General features: G+C 67.3%; 17 protein-coding genes. 11 read left to right on the top strand and 6 right to left on the bottom strand.

The window, feature by feature from the left end; translation table 11 throughout:
• The first annotated feature begins 159 nt into the window (after positions 1-159).
• A complete protein-coding gene (locus J5837_RS00330; protein ID WP_210534737.1) occupies positions 160-336 on the top strand; it encodes a 30S ribosomal protein THX in 177 nt (58 codons plus the stop codon).
• A 67-nt stretch (positions 337-403) separates the two neighbouring features.
• On the opposite strand, the gene J5837_RS00325 is transcribed toward J5837_RS00330, so the two are convergent.
• On the bottom strand, positions 404-1,600 hold the full coding sequence (locus tag J5837_RS00325) for a dipeptidase (protein ID WP_210534736.1): 1,197 nt from the start codon (positions 1,598-1,600) through the stop codon (positions 404-406).
• A 117-nt stretch (positions 1,601-1,717) separates the two neighbouring features.
• On the bottom strand, positions 1,718-2,944 hold the full coding sequence (gene hutI / locus J5837_RS00320) for an imidazolonepropionase (protein WP_210534735.1): 1,227 nt from the start codon (positions 2,942-2,944) through the stop codon (positions 1,718-1,720).
• A 125-nt stretch (positions 2,945-3,069) separates the two neighbouring features.
• On the opposite strand from hutI, the gene J5837_RS00315 reads away from it, so the two are divergent.
• Complete coding sequence (locus J5837_RS00315; RefSeq protein WP_210534734.1) at positions 3,070-4,302, top strand: formimidoylglutamate deiminase; 1,233 nt, start codon at positions 3,070-3,072, stop codon at positions 4,300-4,302.
• A gap of 152 nt (positions 4,303-4,454) precedes the next feature.
• Here the strand turns inward: J5837_RS00315 and J5837_RS00310 are convergent, their stop codons facing one another.
• The 3 genes from J5837_RS00310 to J5837_RS00300 form a co-directional block, all read right to left on the bottom strand.
• Complete coding sequence (locus tag J5837_RS00310; RefSeq protein ID WP_210534733.1) at positions 4,455-4,958, bottom strand: methylated-DNA--[protein]-cysteine S-methyltransferase; 504 nt, start codon at positions 4,956-4,958, stop codon at positions 4,455-4,457.
• Positions 4,955-6,460 (bottom strand): DNA-3-methyladenine glycosylase 2, encoded by a 1,506-nt coding sequence (locus tag J5837_RS00305; protein WP_210534732.1) that lies wholly within the window; start codon positions 6,458-6,460, stop codon positions 4,955-4,957. The genes J5837_RS00310 and J5837_RS00305 overlap by 4 nt, the downstream gene beginning before the upstream one ends.
• 66 nt (positions 6,461-6,526) lie before the next feature.
• Complete coding sequence (locus tag J5837_RS00300; RefSeq protein WP_210534731.1) at positions 6,527-7,765, bottom strand: alkaline phosphatase family protein; 1,239 nt, start codon at positions 7,763-7,765, stop codon at positions 6,527-6,529.
• Between the two features lie 61 nt (positions 7,766-7,826).
• Here J5837_RS00300 and J5837_RS00295 point away from each other — a divergent pair, with 61 nt between their 5' ends.
• Positions 7,827-8,363, top strand: coding sequence for a YybH family protein (locus J5837_RS00295; protein ID WP_244755451.1), 537 nt, complete (start codon positions 7,827-7,829; stop codon positions 8,361-8,363).
• 4 nt (positions 8,364-8,367) lie between these two features.
• Here J5837_RS00295 and J5837_RS00290 read toward each other — a convergent pair whose 3' ends face one another.
• A complete protein-coding gene (locus J5837_RS00290; protein WP_210534730.1) occupies positions 8,368-9,099 on the bottom strand; it encodes a ThuA domain-containing protein in 732 nt (243 codons plus the stop codon).
• A 71-nt stretch (positions 9,100-9,170) separates the two neighbouring features.
• On the opposite strand from J5837_RS00290, the gene hutU reads away from it, so the two are divergent.
• The 8 genes from hutU to J5837_RS00250 all read left to right on the top strand — a co-directional run bounded on the left by hutU (position 9,171) and on the right by J5837_RS00250 (position 20,211).
• Entirely contained in the window at positions 9,171-10,838 is a 1,668-nt protein-coding gene (hutU, locus tag J5837_RS00285) for a urocanate hydratase (RefSeq protein ID WP_210534729.1), read from the top strand.
• A 4-nt stretch (positions 10,839-10,842) separates the two neighbouring features.
• Positions 10,843-13,074, top strand: a complete 2,232-nt coding sequence (locus tag J5837_RS00280) for a CocE/NonD family hydrolase (RefSeq protein WP_210534728.1) — start codon at positions 10,843-10,845, stop codon at positions 13,072-13,074.
• An 11-nt stretch (positions 13,075-13,085) separates the two neighbouring features.
• Positions 13,086-13,652, top strand: a complete 567-nt coding sequence (locus tag J5837_RS00275) for a GNAT family N-acetyltransferase (protein ID WP_210534727.1) — start codon at positions 13,086-13,088, stop codon at positions 13,650-13,652.
• Entirely contained in the window at positions 13,649-14,536 is an 888-nt protein-coding gene (locus J5837_RS00270) for an ATP-grasp domain-containing protein (RefSeq protein WP_210534726.1), read from the top strand. Before J5837_RS00275 ends, J5837_RS00270 begins: the two co-directional genes overlap by 4 nt.
• A complete protein-coding gene (locus J5837_RS00265) occupies positions 14,533-15,183 on the top strand; it encodes a DsbA family oxidoreductase (protein ID WP_210534725.1) in 651 nt (216 codons plus the stop codon). Before J5837_RS00270 ends, J5837_RS00265 begins: the two co-directional genes overlap by 4 nt.
• Before the next feature lie 115 nt (positions 15,184-15,298).
• The gene (locus J5837_RS00260) at positions 15,299-17,161 is read left to right on the top strand and encodes a PQQ-dependent sugar dehydrogenase (protein WP_210534724.1); all 1,863 of its coding nucleotides are present in this window, start codon (positions 15,299-15,301) and stop codon (positions 17,159-17,161) included.
• Positions 17,162-17,493: 332 nt separating this feature from the next.
• The gene (locus J5837_RS00255; protein ID WP_244755449.1) at positions 17,494-18,549 is read left to right on the top strand and encodes an MBL fold metallo-hydrolase; all 1,056 of its coding nucleotides are present in this window, start codon (positions 17,494-17,496) and stop codon (positions 18,547-18,549) included.
• A 102-nt stretch (positions 18,550-18,651) separates the two neighbouring features.
• A complete protein-coding gene (locus tag J5837_RS00250; RefSeq protein WP_210534723.1) occupies positions 18,652-20,211 on the top strand; it encodes a PQQ-dependent sugar dehydrogenase in 1,560 nt (519 codons plus the stop codon).
• The last annotated feature ends 44 nt before the right edge of the window (positions 20,212-20,255 follow it).

The raw sequence follows: 20,255 nt of genomic DNA, 5'->3' as shown, positions 1-20,255 counted from the left end.
TCGCTACGTACCTCCGATCCCGCCCTTCGGGGCGCCCCCTTACCAAGGGGCTCCGCTGCGTTCGGAGGTCAGGAACGGGGCCGCATGATAGACTTCGCGGCCGATATTCTCGCAACCCCGCACCCAGTGCGGATTTTTGACAGTTTCAGGAGCACGAACATGGGCAAGGGTGATCGCAAGACCGCCAAGGGCAAGCGCTACAACAGCAGCTACGGCAACGCGCGCAAGCAGGTGTCGAAGGGTGCGGTGGTGAGCGCATCGGCAACGGCGAAGAAGGCCGTGGCCAAGGCCCCGGTGAAGAAGGCCGTGGCGAAGAAGGCCGTGGTCAAGGAATAAAGCGCCCTATTCGGGTTGCGCAAAAAAGCCCCGCATCGCGGGGCTTTTTTCGTTCCGGGCCGCGCGGTTATTTGGCGCCGGCTTCGATTTCCGTCCAGACCCGCAGCAGGTTGCCACCGAGGATCTTGCGGATGTCGGCGTTTTTGTAGCCGCGCGCCTGCAGGCCCGCCACCAGCTTCGGGTAATCGGCGACGGTCTTCAGCTCGTTCGGCAGTTCGCCGTCGACGCCGTCGAAGTCGGAACCGATGCCGACGTGGTCGACGCCAATCAGCTTCACCCCGTAGTCGATCTGGTCCAGAACCTGCGCCAGCGTGCTCTGGAGCGGCGGATGGGCCGCTTCCCAGGCCTTGTCGAAGGCTTCGCGCGATTCCTCGGGCTTGCCCTGCGCCTTCAGCTGCGCGTTGCGCTGGTTGAAATCGTTGATCGCACGGAAGTGCGCCTGGGTATTGGCCGCACTGGCCGGGTCAATGAACGCAGTGCCGAACGGCACCTGCACCACGCCGCCCTTGGCCGCAACCGCCTTGGCGAGTTCGTCGCTGATGTTGCGCTCGAAGTCCGGGGTGAAATGGCGGAACGCGGAATGACTGGCGATCACCGGCACCGTGCTCAGCGCGATGGCCTCCTTCGCCGACGCGTCGCCCAGGTGCGAGACATCGACCATGATGCCGACCCGGTTCATTTCCCTGACCACCTCGCGCCCGAACGGGCTCAACCCGTTCCACTTCTTTTCCAGCGTGTACGAGGAATCTGCGATGCGGTTGTTGGCGCTGTGCGCCAGGGTGATGTAGCGCACGCCGCGGTCGAAGAAGAACTTGACGTTGTCGAGCTTGTCGACGAGCGGCGCGCCGTTCTCCATGCCCAGCGGCAGCAGCACACGGCCACCCTGGATCAGGCGCGCGGCGTCCTTCGGCGACGTCAGGATGGCGAACTTGTCAGGGTGGCGCTGCACCAGCGCCTCGATGCCGTCGATCATCGCGTTGGCGGCCTGCCACGCCGAGCCGTCCTCGTCTTGCGCCGCCGAGGTGTAGATCGACATGAAGGCGACATCGAGGCCGCCCGCGCGGGCCTTGGCGTAATCGAATTCGCGGTCCTTCGCTTCCATGCCGAGATCGGCCCAGTGGTCCATCAGGATGCCGGGCGCGTCGATGTGCGTATCGACGATGGTCGCGTCCTGGGCGAGTCGATGCGCGGGGTCATTGGAGGTCTGCGCGAAGGCAGGGGAGACAACGAGAAGGCAGGCCAACGCAAGCGGAGCAAGACGCATAAGGGAACTCCCACGGGTTGAATCGACATTGTGCGGCAATTCGCCGCTTATGTAGGAGCGCCCTTCAGGGTGCGACCCGAACCATGCAAGCGACCTGTCGCGCCCTGAAGGGCGCTCCTACATCAGGCGACGGCCGCTCGCGTAGACGGCCTGGGCCAACCTGCCGCCGAGCCAGTAGCAAAGCTCCGCGGGACGGTCGATGTCCCACAGCGCGAAATCCGCGCGCATGCCCACCTTCAACGCGCCGCGATCGGCCAGGCCCAGCGCCTTTGCCGCGTTGACCGTGGCGCCGCGCAGTGCTTCCTCGGGCGTCAGGCGGAAATGAGTGCAGGCCAGCTGCATCGCCTGGCGCAACGACAGCAGCGGCGAAGTACCGGGATTGCAGTCGGTGGCCACGGCCATCGGAACGCCATGTTCGCGGAACGCAGCGAGCGGCGGCAAGCGGGTTTCGCGCAGTACGTGGAAGGCGCCCGGCAACAACACCGCCACGGTACCGGCGGCGGCCATCGCCTTGACCCCGTCCTCCGAGGTGTACTCGACGTGGTCGGCGGACAGGCCATCGAACTCCGCGACCAGCGCCGCACCCTGGCCATCGCTCAATTGGTCGGCATGCAGCTTGACCGGCAGTCCCAGAGCACGCGCCGCTTCGAACACGCGACGGGTCTGTGCTGCGTCGAAGCCGATGCGTTCGCAGAAGGCGTCGACCGCATCGACCAGGCCTTCGGCATGCAGCTTCGGCAGCCATTCGACGACCGCATCGATGTAGTCGTCCGCTCGCTCCGCGTATTCCGGCGGCAGCGCATGCGCAGCCAGATAGGTGGTGCGCACCATCACGCCGAGTTTCTCGCCAAGCCGGCGGGCGACACGCAGCATCTTGCGTTCGCCGTCGAAGTCCAGGCCGTAGCCGGATTTGATCTCAAGCGTGGTCGCGCCGTCGGCGATCAGGGCGCGGGCGCGCGGCAGCGACTGCACCAGCAGTTCCTCCTCGCTGGCGCCTCGAGTCGCGCGTACGCTGGATACGATGCCGCCGCCGCTGCGGGCGATTTCCTCGTAGCTGGCGCCCTGCAGGCGTTGTTCGAATTCGCCCGCGCGATCGCCGGCGAACACCAGGTGGGTATGGCAATCGACCAGGCCGGGCGTGATCCAGCCCTTGGCTTCGATCACTTCGTCGGCGAGGGTAATCGGGTCGCCGGGCAAGGCGTCACGGGGTCCGACGAACGTCAGCAGGCCGTCCTTCCAGCCCAGCGCCCCGTTCTCGATGGCGCCGTAGCCGTGCGCGCCATCGAGCGTGGCCAGCGAAGCGCCGACGATCAGGCCATCCCATTGGTTTCGCGATTCGCCCATGCGGTCATTGTACGCAGGGCTGCCTTGGTGGAGCGGCTACGGCCGCGATGGGCGTTCTCGCGAAAGCGCAATCGCGGCCGTAGCCGCTCCCACCAGGCTGGCTTTGCCGGACTTACAATCGACGCATGAACGAGCCCATCGCTGTGCGTGTTCCTGCCGGCTGGCGCCTGCCGGGCGTGGCCAACCTGCATTCGCACGCGTTCCAGCGTGCGATGGCCGGTTTGGCCGAGCGGCAGACGAACCCGGAGGACTCCTTCTGGACCTGGCGCGAAACCATGTACCGTTTCGCTGCGCGGATGACTCCCGAAAGCAATTACGCCGTCGCCCGCCAGTTGTATGCGGAAATGCTCGAAGCCGGTTACACCACGGTCTGCGAATTCCACTACGTCCACCACCGACCCGACGGCGCGCCTTACGCAGACCCGGCGGCGATGTCGCAGGCGCTGGTTGCCGCCGCGCGCGATACCGGCATCCGCCTGACCTTGCTGCCGGTGCTGTACATGAGCGGCGGTTTCGACGGCCGCGCGCTGGGCGAACGGCAGAAGCGTTTCGGCCACGACGTGGACGGCTACCTGCGCCTGTTCGAGTCCCTCCACGCCAGGCAGGGCGACCAGCTGCGGGTCGGCTGCGCCCTGCACAGCCTGCGCGCGGTGCCCGAAGCCGCGATGCGCGAAGTGCTGGCGGCCTTGCCGGCCGATGCGCCCGTGCATATCCACATCGCCGAACAGATCGGCGAAGTGCAGGATTGCCTGGCGATCCGCGGCGCGCGGCCGGTGGAGTGGCTGCTGGCGAACGCCGAGGTCGACCCGCGCTGGACGCTGGTGCATGCCACTCATCTGACGGATGCCGAAGTCGCCGGCATCGCCCGCAGCGGCGCGACCGTGGCGATCTGCCCGACCACCGAAGCCAATCTCGGCGACGGCCTGTTCCCCCTGCGCGACTACCTTGATGCGGGCGGACGCTGGGGCATCGGTTCGGATTCGCACGTGTCGGTGTCGCCGGTCGAAGAGCTGCGCTGGCTGGAATACGGGCAGCGCCTGGCCACGCGCCATCGCAACATCGCGGTCGCCGCGAATACGCCGAGCGTGGGCGAGACCTTGCTGCGCGGGGTGATGGCGAGCGCGGCGAATGCCACGGGCTTCGAGGCGGCTGCCGACGCCATCGTGCTCGATGCCGAGATGCCGGCCTTGGCCGGCGCGCGCGAAGAAGACGTGATCGACCGCTGGATCTTCGCCAGCAACCGGCCGATGGTCCGCGACGTGTTCGTCGGCGGCCGGCAGGTGGTCGCGGAAGGCCGGCATTTCGACCGCGACGCGATCGCGGCGGAATTCGCGATGACGGTGCAGGCGCTGTTGTAGGAGCGCGCCTTGCTCGCGCCGCGACGCGACGATATCTGACGTGGGAGCGACGTAAGTCGCGAGCTCTTCGCGACGATTCGCGACTTACGTCGCTCCCACATCGTTGCCTTATCGAGCAACGTCCACCTTCCGGTCGCGGGCAAGATCCGTTCCTACAGGGGGAACAGGTCGTTTGCGCGCGGCAGCGCCCCTTCCAGTTCCAGCAGGAAACGCTTGGTCGGCAGGCCGCCACCGAACCCGGTCAGCGAGCCGTCCGCGCCGATCACCCGATGGCAGGGCAGCACGATCGGCAATGGATTGCGCCCGTTGGCCGCGCCGACTGCGCGCATCGCCGTCGGTTTTTCGACGCGTCGCGCCAACTCCGCGTAGCTGATCGTCTCGCCATAGCCGATGCCGGCCAGCGTGTGCCAGACCTTCTGCTGGAATTCGGTGCCCTGCGGCGCCAGCGGCAGGTCGAAGTCGCGCAGTTCGCCGCTGAAGTACGCTCGCAATTGCTTGCGGGTTTCGCGCAGCGTCGCGTGGTCGCCGGCCTGCCACTGGTCCAGCTTCGCCATGGGATGGCGAGGGTCGCGGAATTCGATCAGGCGCAGGCCTTCATCATCGGCAGCCAGCAACAGCGGGCCGACCGGGCTGTCGATCGTGGTGTGGATAATCATGATTGCTTCGCCGGCGCGAGCATCGATTCGCGCCACAAGTGGATCACCGCGTAGCCGCGCCACGGGCGCCAGGCTTCCGCGCGGGCGGTCAGCGCCTTCGCGCTCAATCGCGAGCCATCGACGGGCACGGCCTTCTGCAGCACCAGGTCCTCGGCCGGAAACGCGTCCGGATGGCCCAGCGCGCGCAGCGCCATGTAATTCGCGGTCCAGGGACCGATGCCGGGCAGGGCGACCCAGCGCGAGACGAAATCCTCCAGCACGCGCTCGCTGCGGAAATCGACACTGCCGTCGAGCAGGGCGCGCGACACCGTGCGCACCGCCTGCGCCCTTGCGCGGGTCAGGCCGATTTCGGTGGCATCCGCGTCGGCCAATGCGTCGGGCGTGGGGAACAGATGGGTCAGGGGCGTCGGGAATCCCGTGGTCGCGGCGCCTTCCAGCGCATGGCCGAAGCGCTGCGCCAAACGCGCGGTCAGCGTGCGCGCGGCGGCCACGCTGACCTGCTGGCCGATGATCGCGCGCACCGCGATCTCGAAACCGTCCCAGCCGCTGGGCAGGCGCAAACCGGGCCGCTTGCGCAGCAACGGGCGCAGGCGCGCATCGCGCGACAAGGCGGCGGCGATTGCCTGCGGATCGGCATCGAGATCGAACATCCGCCGCAGGCGCTGCACGATGCCGAGCAATTCGCCCGGCGCGGCGCCATGCAGTTCCAGCGACAGCGCATGCTCGCCGGCCCTGGCGTCGGCGCGGCTCACCCGCAGCCAGCCGGGTGCGGCGGGCGTGCCGATCACGCGCATGTAGCTTTCGTCGTCGACGTGCTCGACCCCGGGCAGGGCGCGACCGCGCAGGAAATCCAGCATCGCGTCGAAATCATAGGGCGGGCGATAACCCAGCCGCAGCGACAGGCCTTCGTCGCGCGCCGCGGCGTCGCGCTTGCGCAGGTCGCGCGGCGCCATACGGTAGGCGTCGCGGAACGTGGTGTTGAACCGGGTCAGGCTGCCGTAGCCGGCGGCCAGTGCGACCTGGGTGATCGGCAACCGCGTTTCGGTCAGCAATTGCTTGGCGAACAGCAGCCGTCGCGTCGCATGGACCCCGACCGGACTGGCGCCCAGGCGCTCGTTGAACAGGCGGCGCAACTGGCGCTCGCCCAAGCCTAGCGATTGCGCGAGTTCCGCCAGCGGGCGTTCGGCCAGGGCGCCCTGGTCGATCAGCTTCAATGCGCGCGCCACGGTTTCGTCGCCGCGCCGCCAGGTGCCGTCGCCGGGCGCGAGCTCCGGCCGGCAACGCAGGCATGGGCGGAAGCCCGCCGATTCCGCGGCGGCGGCGTTCGGGTAATACACCACGTTGCGCGGTTTCGGCGAAGGCGCGGGGCACATCGGCCGGCAGTAGATCCGCGTGCTGGTGACGGCGACGAAGAACAGGCCGTCGAAGCGTGCGTCGCGGCTGCGCCGCGCTTCCTCGCAGACCTGCGGATCGGGCAAGACGGAATGGGCGGGGGATGTCATGGGTGCAGGCTAGCACCGGCATCCGGGCCGGACTAACCGTTTTCGGACATCAATGCCGGGCGACGTTCAGGGGGCTTTCAATGCCGGCAACAGGGTCTGCGGATTGCCGTCGTTCGGCGCCGGCGCCACCCCGGCCAGCTTCGCCAGCAACGGATACACGTCGACGTTGTCGAACGCGGGCAGGACCACGCCTTGCCGGAACGAAGGGCCCTTGGCGATGAAGATCGCGCGCATCGAGGGCAAGGCCGGGTCGTAGCCGTGCGAACCGCGGGTCGCGCCGGCCTTGCGCCTGGCGATCTGGGCGCGCGGCAGGGCGTCCCAGCCCTCGTGCATCTGGCAGACGATGGCCGGCACGCGCGGATGCGTGCCGTAATGCCAGCGCGCCGGCAACTCGCCCTTGCGCCAGCAGTCGTAATGGTCGTGCGCGCCCAGCAGCTTCTTCTCGACCCGCGCTTCGAAACCCGGGTTCGGGTTGATGCCGATCACCTGTCCCACCGACGCGACTTTCGCTTCCTCGACCGACGCCATGTCCTCGATGGCGACCACGTGGTCCGGTGCGACCGTGGCCATGCCGTGGTCGGAAACGACGATCAGGTCGACGCGGTCGCCGAGTCCGCGCGAATCCAGCCCGTCGACCAGGCGGCCGATGGCCTTGTCCGCCTCGACCAGCGCGTCGCGCACCTGCGGAGAATCCGGTCCGTGGTCGTGGCCTTCGTGATCGACGTGGTCGAAATACAGCGTCGCCACGCGCGGCCGCGTCGCCGCAGGTTCCGACAGCCAGGCCAGCACCTGGTCGACGCGTGCGTCGTAGCTGACGGTTTCGTCGTAGGGCTTCCAATAGGTCGGATGCACGCCGCCGATCGGCGCCTCGCTGCCCGGCCAGAACAGCGTCGCGGCCCGCTGGCCCGACTTCATCGCGCCGATCCAGATCGGTTCACCGCCCCACCAGCGCGCGTCGCCGACCGCATCGCGGTCGGACAGCTTGAATGTGCCGAGTTCCGCATCGCTCATGCTGTTGTGGATGATGCCGTGGTGGTCCGGCCGTAGCCCGGTGACGATGGCGTAGTGGTTGGGGAAGGTCAGCGCCGGGTACGAAGGGTTCATCCACTGCGCGCGCACGCCTTCGCTGGCGAGGCGCGACAGGTTCGGAGTCAGCCCGCGCTGGAGGTAGTCGGCACGCAGGCCGTCGATGGAAACCAGCAGTACGGAAGCGGGCGGTTGGGCGGCGGAGCGGGGCGGGGTAGCGCAGGCGGCGAGCAGCGACAGGCAGGCCAGCCACGCGACCCTGACGAATGGCAGGCGCATCGGCGAAGGGAATGGCGTCGAATCGTAGGCCGCAAGCTTCGCAGAAACCGGAGAACCTTGCATGACAGGACTGCATGGCATCGTCGTCGCGGGCCTTTGCGCCCCGCTGTTCGTCGCCTCCGCGGCATGGGCGCAGGCGTCGGCGGACAAGGGCGACCCGCGTTGCGAAGTGTGGAAACGCGAGCTGGGCTTCGCCCGTTCGGTCGCCGACCACGACGCCGGGGCGTTCGCCGAGCATGTCGATGCGAGCGCCGTATTCGGCGTCGGCGGACCGCGCCGCACGCGCGGGCGCGAGGCCATCGTCGCCGAGTGGAAGGGCATCATCGACGGCAGCGCGCTGGAACTGCGCTGGTACCCGGACCAGGTGTCGCTGGCGCCCGATGGCCGCACCGCGCATTCCAGTGGTCCGGGGCTGTACCGCGATCCGAAGGATGGCGGCGTGCGCCTGAGGCGCTTCGGCTCGGTATGGCAGCGCGGTGGCGATGGCGCATGGCGCGTGGTCTTCGATGGTGGCGTGCAACCGCCGAGGCCCGCGAACGCCGCGGCGGTGCAGGCGTTCGAAGCCGGCCGCCGCGATCAATGCCCGGCGGAAATCTGAGCGCTCAGCAGTCTTCGGAAAGCCGCGTCGCGTAGCGCAGTCCGCGGGCCAGGTGGCGCAGGAACACCGGGTCTGCGTACAGCTTCGCGTCGTGGCCCAGCCCGGTGTACCAGGCGCGGCCACGCCGCGACTCGTGGCACCACGCAATCGGGTGGTCCGCGCCCATGGTGCCGCCGGCGTAATCGGCTTCCTGCACCGTGGCCAGCACGCGCACGCGGCCACGCGGATTGTCCCGGTAGTTGTAGATCTCGTCGGTGACCTGCCATTCGCGGCCCTGCGCGGCGATGCCGTCCTGGACGAAGCGCACGCGCGTGGTCTGCAGCCCGGGCGGGTGGTTGCGGAACCATGCGCCCACCAGCCTGCCGTACCACGGCCAGTCGTATTCGGTATCGGCCGCGGCATGCACGCCGACGAAGCCGCCGCCTTCCTCGATGAAATCCTGCAGCGCACGCTGCTGCGCGTCGTCGAGCACGTCGCCGGTGGTGCTGACGAAAACCACCGCGCCGTAGCGCGACAGCCGCTCCGCAGTGAACACGCCCGCATCCTCGCTGGTGTCGGCGTCCATCATCTGTTGCGCGGCCAGCCGCTGCAGCGCAGCAACCGCGACCGGAATGGATTCGTGGCGAAAACCGGCGGTCTTGCTGAAGATCAGCACGCGCGAAGGAGCGGCGGCCGCCGCGGACACCGCGCCGCACAACAGCAGGGCCAATGCGCCGCGCAGGAAATTCAGGGTCATGGCGAACCTCGGGCCACGGGCAGGGGACAGGCCTGCGATAATGCCGCATCGAACAGCAAGGTGCCGTTTCCATGTCCGACCCGCGTCACGATCCGTCCCGCGTCATCCGCGCGCCGCGCGGCAACCAGCTCAGCTGCCGCTCCTGGCTGACCGAGGCCCCGTTCCGCATGCTGCAGAACAATCTCGACGCGGAAGTGGCCGAGCGTCCGGAAGACCTGGTGGTGTACGGCGGCATCGGCCGCGCCGCGCGCGACTGGGGCTGTTTCGATCGGATCCTGGAAACCCTGAAGACCCTCGGCGACGACGAAACCCTGCTGGTCCAGTCCGGCAAGCCGGTCGGCGTGTTCCCCAGCCATCCGGACGCGCCGCGCGTGCTGCTGGCGAACTCCAACCTCGTACCGCACTGGGCGACCTGGGAACACTTCAACGAGCTCGACCGCAAGGGCCTGATGATGTACGGGCAGATGACCGCAGGGTCATGGATCTACATCGGCTCGCAGGGCATCGTGCAGGGCACCTACGAGACCTTCGTCGAGATGGGCCGCCAAAACTACGGCGGCAGTCTGCGCGGCAAGTGGATACTCACCGCCGGCCTCGGCGGCATGGGCGGCGCGCAGCCGCTGGCGGCGTCGCTGGCCGGCGCGTGTTCGCTGAACATCGAGTGCCGGCAGAGCAGCATCGATTTCCGCCTGAAGACGCGTTACGTCGACGAACAGGCCAGCGATATCGACGACGCGCTGGGCCGCATCGCGAAGTACACGCAAGCCGGCCAAGCCAAGTCGATCGCCCTGCTTGGAAACGCGGCGGAGATCCTGCCGGAACTGGTGCGGCGCGGAGTCAAGCCGGACTGCGTCACCGACCAGACCTCCGCGCACGATCCGGTGCACGGTTACCTGCCGATCGGCTGGACGGTCGAACAATGGCTGGACGAACAGAAAGCCGATCCCGACAAGGTCCGCGATGCGGCGAAGAAGTCGATGCGCGTGCACGTCGAGGCGATGCTGGCCTTCCATGCGCAGGGCATTCCCACCGTCGATTACGGCAACAACATCCGCCAGATGGCCAAGGACGAAGGCTGCGCGAACGCGTTCGACTTCCCCGGCTTCGTCCCGGCCTACGTGCGCCCGCTGTTCTGCCGCGGTGTCGGTCCGTTCCGCTGGGTCGCGTTGAGCGGCGACCCGGAGGACATCTACAAGACCGATGCGAAGGTGAAGGAACTGATTCCCGACGACGCGCACCTGCACAACTGGCTGGACATGGCGCGCGAACGCATCAGTTTCCAGGGACTGCCGGCGCGCATCTGCTGGGTCGGCCTGGGCCAGCGCCACAAGCTGGGACTGGCGTTCAACGAGATGGTGCGCAACGGCGAGCTGAAGGCGCCGGTGGTAATCGGTCGCGACCACCTCGACAGCGGCAGCGTCGCCTCGCCGAACCGCGAAACCGAAGCCATGCGCGACGGTAGCGATGCCGTGTCCGACTGGCCGCTGCTCAACGCGATGCTCAACGTGGCCGGCGGCGCGACCTGGGTCTCGCTGCACCATGGCGGCGGCGTCGGCATGGGCTATTCGCAACACAGCGGCGTGGTCATCGTCTGCGACGGCACGGAGGCCGCCGACAAACGCCTCGCCCGCGTGTTGTGGAACGACCCTGGCACGGGCGTGATGCGCCATGCCGACGCGGGTTACGAGATCGCGCAGCAGTGCGCGAAGGAGCAGGGCCTCAAGCTACCGATGCTGTAAGCCGATGAAACGGCTACCGGGGTTGCTGCTGGCATTGTTCGCATGGCCCGCGTTCGCGCAGGCGCCTGATGTCCGCGTGCCGGAGGGTTTGAACGGCGAGGGAATCGATCGCGCGATGCCGGTATTGGCGCGCGAGGCGATGGCGGCTTATCGCGAAGACGACCGCCAGCGTTACCTCGGCAACCTGTTCCGCTTGCAGATGGTCGCCGGGCAGTACGCCCAGGCTATCGAAAGCGTCGATACGATCCGCGCGTTGCGCAACGATGCACCCGGGCAGCCACCGCTATATCTGCAATACGAGGTGTATGCGCGGGCGAAAGAGCAGGCACGGCGTGGTATCCCGTTCGCGCAAGCCTGGCTCGAAGCGTTTGCCCGGCGCTTCGGCGAACTGGATGACAAGGTCGCACTGCAGGCGGAATTCGGTTTCGGCGGCGGCTTGCCGCGCATGCGCGGAGAACTCGATGCGGCCTTGGCGAAGGCGGCCGGCAGGAAGCGGTTGCCGTTGGCCGAGGCCATCGACCTGGTCCGTGCCTACCAGGTGCATGCGACCTACTCGGCATTCCTGCCCCTGTTCGATGCGGCGCTCAAGGACGACGACGCGCGCCGCTACACCATCGACCGCGAGACCATGGTGCGCACGCCGGATGGCGCGGGGATCTCCACGCTGGTCGTACGCCCGGCGAAGTCCGGGCCATTGCCGGCGCTGCTGACGTTCACCATCTACGCCAACGACGACTGGGCCTGGGCCGACGCGAAGAAGATGGCTGCGCACGGCTATGCCGGCGTAGTGGCCTACACGCGGGGCAAGGGGCGCAGCACCGACGCCATCGTCCCCTTCGAACACGATGGCGCCGACGCCGCCGCGGTGATCGACTGGATCGCACGGCAACCGTGGAGCGACGGTCGCGTCGGCATGTATGGCGGCAGTTACAGCGGTTTCACCCAATGGGCCGCGCTGAAACACCGGCCGAAGGCGCTGAAGGCGATCGCCGCTTCTGCCACCACCGCGCCCGGCATCGACGTGCCGATGGAAGGCGGCATCTTCCTGAATTTCATGTATCCGTGGCCGTTGTACACGACGAGCAACCGCTTGCTGGACGACGCGCGCTACGGCGATGCGCAACGCTGGGCCAGGCTCAATCGCGACTGGTACGCAGGCGGTCGCGCCTATCGCGGACTGCCGGCCATCGATGGCGACGCGAATCCGGTATTTGCCAAGTGGTTGCAACATCCCGGTTACGACGCCTACTGGCAGGCGATGATCCCGCAAGGCGAGGAGTTCGCCGGTTTCGATATCCCGGTGCTGGCGACGACCGGCTATTTCGATGGCGCGCAGATCGGGACGCTGCACTATTTCCGCGAGCACCTGCGGCATCGCCCGGAAGCCGACCATACCCTGGTCATAGGGCCGTACGAGCATTACACGATGCAGACCGGCGTTCTGCCGGCGGTGCAGGGGTACGATGTCGAGCCGTCCGCACGCATCGACCTGCAGGCGCTGCGGCTGGACTGGTTCGACCATGTGTTCAAGGGCAAGCCGAAGCCGGCCCTGCTGGCCGACCGGGTGAACTGGCAGGTGATGGGCGCCGATAGCTGGCGACACGCGCCGACGCTGGAAGCGATGGCCACGCGCACGCAGCGGCTGTACCTAGTGCCGGGCGATACAGCCGGATCGAACGCGCTGTCCGCACAGCCCAAACCCAAGGCGGAGATCGTGCAGCGCATCGATTTCACCGAGCGCAGCGATGCCGCCTGGACGCAGCCGCCGAACGTCGTCAACAAAATGCTGGATCCGCACCTGGGCCTGGTCTTCGTCGGTGAGCCGATGCAAGGCGATACCGAGCTCTCCGGTCCGTTTTCCGGCGTCCTCGAGTTCACCGCGAACAAGCGCGATGCAGACCTTGCCATTGGCATCTACGAGTTGAACGCCGCAGGCGAATACCTCGATCTCGCTTTCTGGCTGCAGCGCGCCAGTTACAACGCCGATCGTCGCGAACGTCGCCTGCTACAAGCAGGCAAACCGCAGCGCATCGTGGTGAAGGACACGCGCCTGCTCGGCCGCAAGCTGGCCGCCGGCAGCCGCATCGTGGTGGCAGTGGGCGCGATCAAGCAGCCCGATCGCCAGCTCAACCTCGGCAGCGGCAAGAATCCGGCGGACGAAACCATTGCGGACGCGGGAGCGCCGCTCGAAATTCGCTGGAACAGCAGCAGTTATCTCGATCTGCCGCTGCGGTGATCGAGCGACCCATGTCCCACATCTCCTCGCCCCGGCTCGATCTCATGCCGCTTGCGCCGGACTTCCTGCGCGCGTCCCTGGCCGGTGACCGTGCTGCCTGCGCCGCGATTCTCGGTGCGACGATGCCGCAGGAATGGCCGGAGCCGGAATACCGCGACGTGCTGGCCATGCGCTTGCGCGAACTGCGCGTCGATCCCACGCTGCAGCCATGGCTGATGCGGGCGATGGTCGATCGCGCCTCGCGTGCGATGGTCGGCACCATCGGCTTCCATACCGCGCCTGCGCCGGAATACCTGCGGCCGTATTCGCCGAAGGCGGTGGAGCTGGGGTTCGGCGTATGCGAATCCTGTCGACGTCGTGGCTATGCTCGCGAAGCGGTCGAAGCCATGATGCAATGGGCGCATGCGCAACATGGCGTGACCGAGTTCATCGTGAGCATCCGCCCGGATAACCTCCCTTCCCAGGCGCTCGCCGCGGGCCTCGGCTTCGTGAAAATCTCGTCCCACGTGGATGAAGTCGACGGCGTGGAAGACATACTCGAGTTGCGTATGAACGATACCCCCAAGGTTCGCCCATGACCGAAGTCGCCATCCTCACCCCCGACCCGGCGGACATCGCCTATCCCGATTTGTGGCCGAAGGTGCTGGCTCGCTTGCAACGTGCGCTGGATGGGGCCGACATCCGCACCGTGCCCACGCCCTGGACCGACCATGTCGACAGCGGCGAGGGATTGAAAGGCTACGCGCACGTGCTGCCGTTGCTGGTCTGGGGCTACCACCGCGACCACGCCCGCTGGCTGCGGGCATGCGCCAGCTGGGAGCGGGATGGCGCGGCGATATCGAATCCGGCGAGCGTGCTGGCGTGGAATTCGGACAAGCGCTACCTGTCGGTGCTGGCCGGGCGCGGCGTGGCGATTCCGCCAACCGCGTGGACCGAGCGGTTGACGCAGGCACAGGTCGACCGCGCGTTCGATGAAACCGGCGCGGACGAGCTGATCGTCAAGCCCAGCGTTTCCGGCGGCGCGTGGAAAACCCGGCGCCTGCGCCGTGGCGATGCCGTCGAAGAGACGACGGGCATTACCATGCTGATCCAACCCTATCTGCCGACCATCGAGAGCGAAGGCGAGACCTCGCTGCTGTATTTCGGTGGCCGCCTGAGCCATGTGGTCAACAAGCGGCCGGTCGCCGGCGATTTCCGCATCCAGGAGGAATTCGGCGGCCGGTACACGCTGTTGCCGTCGCCGCCCGCGGGTGCGGTCGCGCTGGCCGAACAGGTGCTGGCCGCAGTCGACGAGCCCTTGTTGTACGCGCGCATCGACGTGGTACCGGACGCCGATGGGCGCTGGCTGCTGATGGAAGCCGAACTGATCGAGCCCGATTTCTACCTGGGCGTCGATCCCTCGCAAGGCGCCGGCTTTGCACGAGCCATGCGCGCATCCCTCGCCGATGGAGTCCCTGCATGACCACGCTGCGCATCGATTTCGTCTCCGACGTGGTCTGCCCCTGGTGCGCCATCGGGCTGGCTTCGCTGGACCAGGCCCTGCAGCGCCTCGCCGGAGAAGTGCAGGCCGACATCCACTTCCAGCCGTTCGAGCTGAATCCGCAGATGCCCGTAGAGGGCGAAAGCATCGCCGGGCACCTGCAGCGCAAGTACGGCCTCACCGATGCGCAGTTGGCCGAGAACCAGGAGCGCATCCGCCGGCGCGGCGCCGAACTCGGCTTCGTGTTCGACTTCAACGCGCGCAGCCGCATCTACAACACCTTCGACGCGCACCGGCTATTGCACTGGGCTGAACTCGAAGGGAGGCAACCGGCGCTGAAGCATGCGTTGTTGCGCGCTTATTTCAGCGAGGGGAAAAACGTCAGCGACCGCGATACGCTGGTAGCCGTCGCCGCAGGCGTCGGACTGGATGCCGAACGCGCGCGGACGGTCCTCGACGCGGACGAATATGCGACCGAAGTGCGCGAGGCGGAGCAGTTCTTCATGCGCAACGGCATCAACGGGGTGCCGGCGATCATCATCGAGCGCAAACACCTGATCAGCGGCGGGCAGTCGCCGGAGGTGTTCGAACAGGCGCTGCGGCAGATCGCGACGGCGAAAGGGAGCTGACGCGGTCCTGCGGCGCCGTGGGCGTCTCCCGGGGTCAGGATCGTCAGCCGTCTTCCCTGCGGACCGGATACCGCGATAGGATCGCAGTGCAGGGGCCTGTTGTTTGGAGTGTCAGATGACGACTTCACGAGGCTTGGGAGTAGGTGCGGTAGGGATGATGGCGCTGCTGCTGGCCGCTTGCGGCGGCGGTGGAGGTGGAGGCGGCGGAGGAGGAGGTACGACACCGCCTCCGGCGAACCGGGCACCGGTTTTCACGTCTGCGGCAACGGTCAGCGTGGCCGAAAACACCGCGGGTACGTTCCATACGGCCGCGGCGACCGATGCGGATGGCAATGCGCTGACTTTCTCGTTGAGCGGCGGCACCGACCGTGCCCGCTTCCAGATCAGCGCGGCCGGTGCGCTGTCCTTCATCGCGGCGCCGGATTTCGAGGCGCCTGTCGACGCCAACGGCGACAATGTCTATCAGGTCGAACTGTCGGTCAGCGATGGCACGGCCAGTGCTACGCAGATGGTGACCGTGACGGTGACGGATGTCGCCGACACGCCGAATCGGGCCCCGGTATTCACTTCGGCGGCGGCGGCCAGCGTGGCGGAAAACACCGCGGGCGTGTTCTACACGGCCACGGCGACCGATGCGGACGGCGATACGCTGACCTATTCGCTGAGCGGCGGCACCGATCGCGCCCGCCTGCAGATCACCGCCGGCGGCGCCCTGTCCTTCGTCGCGGCGCCGGATTTCGAAGCGCCCGTCGACGCCAACGGCGACAACGTCTACCAGGTGGTGGTATCGGTCAGCGACGGCAAGACCAGTACCACGCTGGCCCTGGCGGTGACGGTGACCAATGTGTCCGAAAGCACCGCATACCGGGTGCGCCGGGTGGCGACCGGGTTCGATCAGCCGGTGTTCGTTGCGGGCGTGCCGGACGGCAGTGGTCGCGTGTTCGTGGTCGAACGCAATGGCCGCATCCGCCTGCTGAACCCCGCGACCGGCGCGATCGCTTCGACGCCGTTCCTCGACCTGACCGGACAGATCGGGGTCAGCGGCGAACGCGGCCTGCTCGGTTTCGCCACCGCGCCGGATTACCCCACCAGCCACAACTTCTACGTGTTCGTCACCGTGGCCGACGGCACCATCGAAATCCGCCGCTATAAGACCCAGGCCGGCAATCCCGACCGTGCGGATACGGCTACCGCCGATCCCATCCTGCGCGTGGCGCATCCGGACAGCGGCCACAACGGCGGTTGGATCGGCTTCGGCAACGACAACAACCTGTACATCGCCATCGGCGATGGCGGCGACGCGGCCAGTCCCAATGATCCGCAGGATCCCAACATGCTGCTGGGCAAGATCCTGCGCATCGATCCCTCGCGCGACGATTTCCCGGCCGACGCGGCACGCGATTACGCCATCCCCGCCGGCAATCCGTACGCCAGCGGCGGCGGTGCGCCGGAAGTGCTGCTGCGGGGCCTGCGCAATCCGTTCCGCAATGGGTTCGATCCGGCCACCGGTAACCTGTGGATCGGCGACGTGGGCGAGGGCGAAATCGAGGAAGTCGACCTGTGGCGTACCACCGAAGGCGGACTCAATTACGGCTGGCCGATCTTGGAAGGTACGCGGGTGAACCGCGGCGGTTCGACCGTTGGCCTGACGGCGCCGGTGGCCGAATACCCTCACGCTACCAGCGGCACCTTGGCGGGCAACACGGTGATCGGCGGCCCGGTGTACCGCGGTCCGGTGCAGTCACTGCGCGGACTTTACGTGTTCGCCGACTTCATCCTCCACAACGTGTGGACGTTGCCGATATCCCAGGTCGCACAAGGTACGACCTTGCAACCATCCGCTTTCACCGTGCGCAATACCGATTTCGCGCCCGATGCGGGCAGCTTCGACATGCTGGTGAGTTTCGGCGTGGACACGGCGGGAAATCTCTACCTGGTCGACATGGACGGGGAGATATTCGTGCTGGAGCCGCGCTGACGATACGTGGAGCGTTCCGTGGCGGCCGGTGATCCGGCCGCCGTTGCCTTGCGCTCTCCAGCGGGAAATTCGGGCATGCGTCGGATCGACGCAGGGCACGACGGGTGCGGACCGCGCGGACGCCGCGGCGACGAGCCCGTGCTTGCCTGGGCGCCAGCGCATGCCAGTCCCGCCTGCCATCGGGGGAATGAAGGGGGCTTGCGTCCGTTCGATCCGACCCCAGTTCCAAGGTTCCATGCCAATTCGCCGACAATCTCTGGGCAAGCCGGATAGTGCCGCGAAGCCCAGGCGTCGTCGGGTGGGCGTGTCCCCCTGATGCCGGAGTCATCGTCTTGACCGCTTCCCAATGCCTGCGTACGCCTCTCGGCGATTACGCGGATTCCCGGCAGTACGCCGATGGCCAGTTCCGCAACACCACGCCCAGACCGGCCACCGCGCCGCAACCCGGCGCGGGGACGATGTGGGACTTCTTCTTCAACAAGCCGAAGAACACCGAACCGCGCGCGCCGATCCCGGTGCGCCGATTGACCCGCGCCGAACTGGATGCCGCGCCGGACCGCAGCCTTTACCGGTTGGGGCATTCGACCCTGCTGATGAAATTGCGCGGCCAATGGTGGCTGACCGATCCCGTGTTCTCGAAGCGCGCCTCGCCGGTGCAATGGTTCGGCCCCAAGCGTTTCCATGCACCGCCCATCGCATTGGACGAACTGCCGCCGATCCGCGGCGTGCTGCTGTCGCACGATCACTACGACCACCTGGACAAGGCGGCGATCAAGGCATTGGCGAAGAAGACCGACCTGTTCCTCGCGCCGCTCGGCGTCGGCGACCGCCTAGTCGCCTGGGGCGTGCCGCGGGCGAACGTGCGCCAGTTCGACTGGTGGCAGGGCGCGACGGTTGATGGCGTGCAGTTCACTTTCGCGCCGGCCCAGCATTTCTCCGGGCGCGGGTTGCGCGACGGCAATCGCACGCTGTGGGGTTCCTGGGCGATCGTGGACGGCGAACGGCGCGTGTTCTTCAGCGGCGACAGCGGTTACTTCGCCGGCTTCGCCGAGATCGGTCGTCGGCTGGGCCCGTTCGACCTCACCCTGATGGAGACCGGCGCCTACAACGCGCAGTGGCCGTACGTGCACATGCAGCCCGAACAGACGGTGCAGGCGCACCAGGACCTGCGCGGACGCTGGCTGCTGCCGATCCACAACGGCACCTTCGACCTGGCCATGCATCCGTGGTTCGAGCCGTTCGAACTCGTGCTGGCCTTGGGTGGCGAACGCGGCATCGAAGTGGCGACGCCGGTCATGGGCGAACGCATCGACCTGGACGCGCCGCATGCCGGCGAACGCTGGTGGCGTGGCGTGGTGGCGCAGGAACAGCAGGTTCCGGTTTCCTGAGCAATCGAGCGACGTTGCCCGGCCGGATGGGACCTGGTCTCTTCACGCAGAACTAGCGTTCGCAGGAACACCCTCCGCCGAACATGCGCGGGGAGAGATCCGATGACGGTGTCACGGCGATGGGGCGTGGGCTTGGCGGTGTCGCTGGCGCTGGCGGTCTCCGGTTGTGGCGGTGGCGGCAGCAGTAGCGGTGGTGGCAATGGCGGTGGTGGAACTCCGCCGCCCGCATCGAACCGGGCACCGGTGTTCACCTCGCCCGGGACGGCGGCGGTCGCGGAAAACGCCGCCGGCGTGTTCTACACTGCGATGGCCACGGATGCGGACGGCAATGCGCTGACGTTTTCGTTGTCCGGCGGCACCGATCGCAACCGGTTTCAGATCACTTCCGCCGGCGGCCTGTCGTTCGCGTCTCCGCCGGATTTCGAAAATCCAGGTGATGGCAATCGCGACAACGTCTACCAGGTCGACCTGGCGGTCAGCGACGGCATGGCCAGGGCCACCCTTTCCTTGTCGGTGACGGTGACCGATGTCGGCGAAACCGCATTCCGCGTGCGCCGGGTCGCGGCGGGACTGAACCAGCCCGCGTTCCTGGCACCGGTGCCGGATGGCAGCGGGCGCGTATTCGTCGTCGAACTGGGCGGCCGCATCCTGTTGTTGTCGCCCTCGGCCGGAACGATCGCGCCGACGCCTTTCCTCGATCTGACCGGGCAGATCGCGACGGACGGCGAGCGCGGCCTGCTCGGTTTCGCGACCGCGCCGGATTTCCGCGACAGCGGTACGTTCTATGTGTTCGTCACCATTCCCGGCGGCACGATAGAGATACGCAAATACCGCACGATGAGCGGCAACCGCGACCGCGCCGATCCCGCGACCGGCGATGCGATCCTGTCGGTGCCGCATCCGCGCAGCAACCACAACGGCGGCTGGATCGGCTTTGGCCCGGACAACCTGCTGTACATCGGCGTCGGCGACGGCGGTGGGGGTGGCGATCCGGACAACAACGGGCAGAATCCCAATACCCTGCTGGGCAAGATCCTGCGCATCGACCCTTCGCGCGACGCCTATGCCACCGATACGTTGCGCGATTACGCGATTCCGGCGAATAACCCGTTCGCCACCGGCGGCGGCGCGCCGGAGGTGCTGGCCTATGGTCTGCGCAATCCGTTTCGCAACGGATTTGACCCGGCCACCGGCAACCTTTGGATCGGCGACGTGGGGCAGGATGCGGTCGAGGAAATCGACCTGCTGCGTCCGACCGACGCCAGCGCCAACTACGGCTGGCCGATCATGGAAGGCACGCGGGCGTATCGCGGTGGATCGACCGTCGGCCTGACCCCGCCGGTTGCGGAATACCTGCATGGCTCGGGTACGCGCCAGGGCAACACCGTGATCGGTGGTTACGTCTATCGCGGTCCGATAGAGCAGTTGCAGGGCCAGTACGCGTTCGCCGATTTCATCGTGCCGAACACGTGGACGATCCCGGTTTCGCGGGTGGCGCAGGGAACCACGCTGGCCAGTTCCGAGTTCGTCTTGCGCAATGCGGATTTCGCACCGGACGCCGGGCAATTCAACAACCTGGTCAGTTTCGGCGTGGACGAAGCCGGCAATCTATATCTGGTCGACCTGGATGGTGAAATCTTCGTGGTCGAACCCGTGCGGTGACGGCGCTGCCCGCATGGCGCTTGCCTGAGGCCATCCGAGGATCG

The organism is Pseudoxanthomonas helianthi, assembly GCF_017939625.1.
In the GTDB taxonomy this organism is placed as follows: domain Bacteria; phylum Pseudomonadota; class Gammaproteobacteria; order Xanthomonadales; family Xanthomonadaceae; genus Pseudoxanthomonas_A; species Pseudoxanthomonas_A helianthi.
The sequence above is the reverse complement of the archived record's forward strand: the minus strand, read 5'-3'. Positions and strand labels throughout refer to the sequence as shown.

Bases quoted from the DNA above. Each gene is read 5' to 3' on its own strand.
- J5837_RS00325 (WP_210534736.1), bottom strand. From the start codon at position 1,600: ATGCGTCTTGCTCCGCTTGCGTTGGCCTGCCTTCTCGTTGTCTCCCCT.
- J5837_RS00295 (WP_244755451.1), top strand. From the start codon at position 7,827: ATGACAGGACTGCATGGCATCGTCGTCGCGGGCCTTTGCGCCCCGCTG.
- J5837_RS00265 (WP_210534725.1), top strand. From the start codon at position 14,533: ATGACCACGCTGCGCATCGATTTCGTCTCCGACGTGGTCTGCCCCTGG.
- J5837_RS00290 (WP_210534730.1), bottom strand. From the start codon at position 9,099: ATGACCCTGAATTTCCTGCGCGGCGCATTGGCCCTGCTGTTGTGCGGC.
- J5837_RS00250 (WP_210534723.1), top strand. From the start codon at position 18,652: ATGACGGTGTCACGGCGATGGGGCGTGGGCTTGGCGGTGTCGCTGGCG.
- J5837_RS00305 (WP_210534732.1), bottom strand. From the start codon at position 6,460: ATGACATCCCCCGCCCATTCCGTCTTGCCCGATCCGCAGGTCTGCGAG.
- J5837_RS00330 (WP_210534737.1), top strand. From the start codon at position 160: ATGGGCAAGGGTGATCGCAAGACCGCCAAGGGCAAGCGCTACAACAGC.
- hutU (WP_210534729.1), top strand. From the start codon at position 9,171: ATGTCCGACCCGCGTCACGATCCGTCCCGCGTCATCCGCGCGCCGCGC.
- hutI (WP_210534735.1), bottom strand. From the start codon at position 2,944: ATGGGCGAATCGCGAAACCAATGGGATGGCCTGATCGTCGGCGCTTCG.
- J5837_RS00280 (WP_210534728.1), top strand. From the start codon at position 10,843: ATGAAACGGCTACCGGGGTTGCTGCTGGCATTGTTCGCATGGCCCGCG.
- J5837_RS00260 (WP_210534724.1), top strand. From the start codon at position 15,299: ATGACGACTTCACGAGGCTTGGGAGTAGGTGCGGTAGGGATGATGGCG.
- J5837_RS00270 (WP_210534726.1), top strand. From the start codon at position 13,649: ATGACCGAAGTCGCCATCCTCACCCCCGACCCGGCGGACATCGCCTAT.
- J5837_RS00310 (WP_210534733.1), bottom strand. From the start codon at position 4,958: ATGATTATCCACACCACGATCGACAGCCCGGTCGGCCCGCTGTTGCTG.
- J5837_RS00275 (WP_210534727.1), top strand. From the start codon at position 13,086: ATGTCCCACATCTCCTCGCCCCGGCTCGATCTCATGCCGCTTGCGCCG.
- J5837_RS00315 (WP_210534734.1), top strand. From the start codon at position 3,070: ATGAACGAGCCCATCGCTGTGCGTGTTCCTGCCGGCTGGCGCCTGCCG.
- J5837_RS00300 (WP_210534731.1), bottom strand. From the start codon at position 7,765: ATGCGCCTGCCATTCGTCAGGGTCGCGTGGCTGGCCTGCCTGTCGCTG.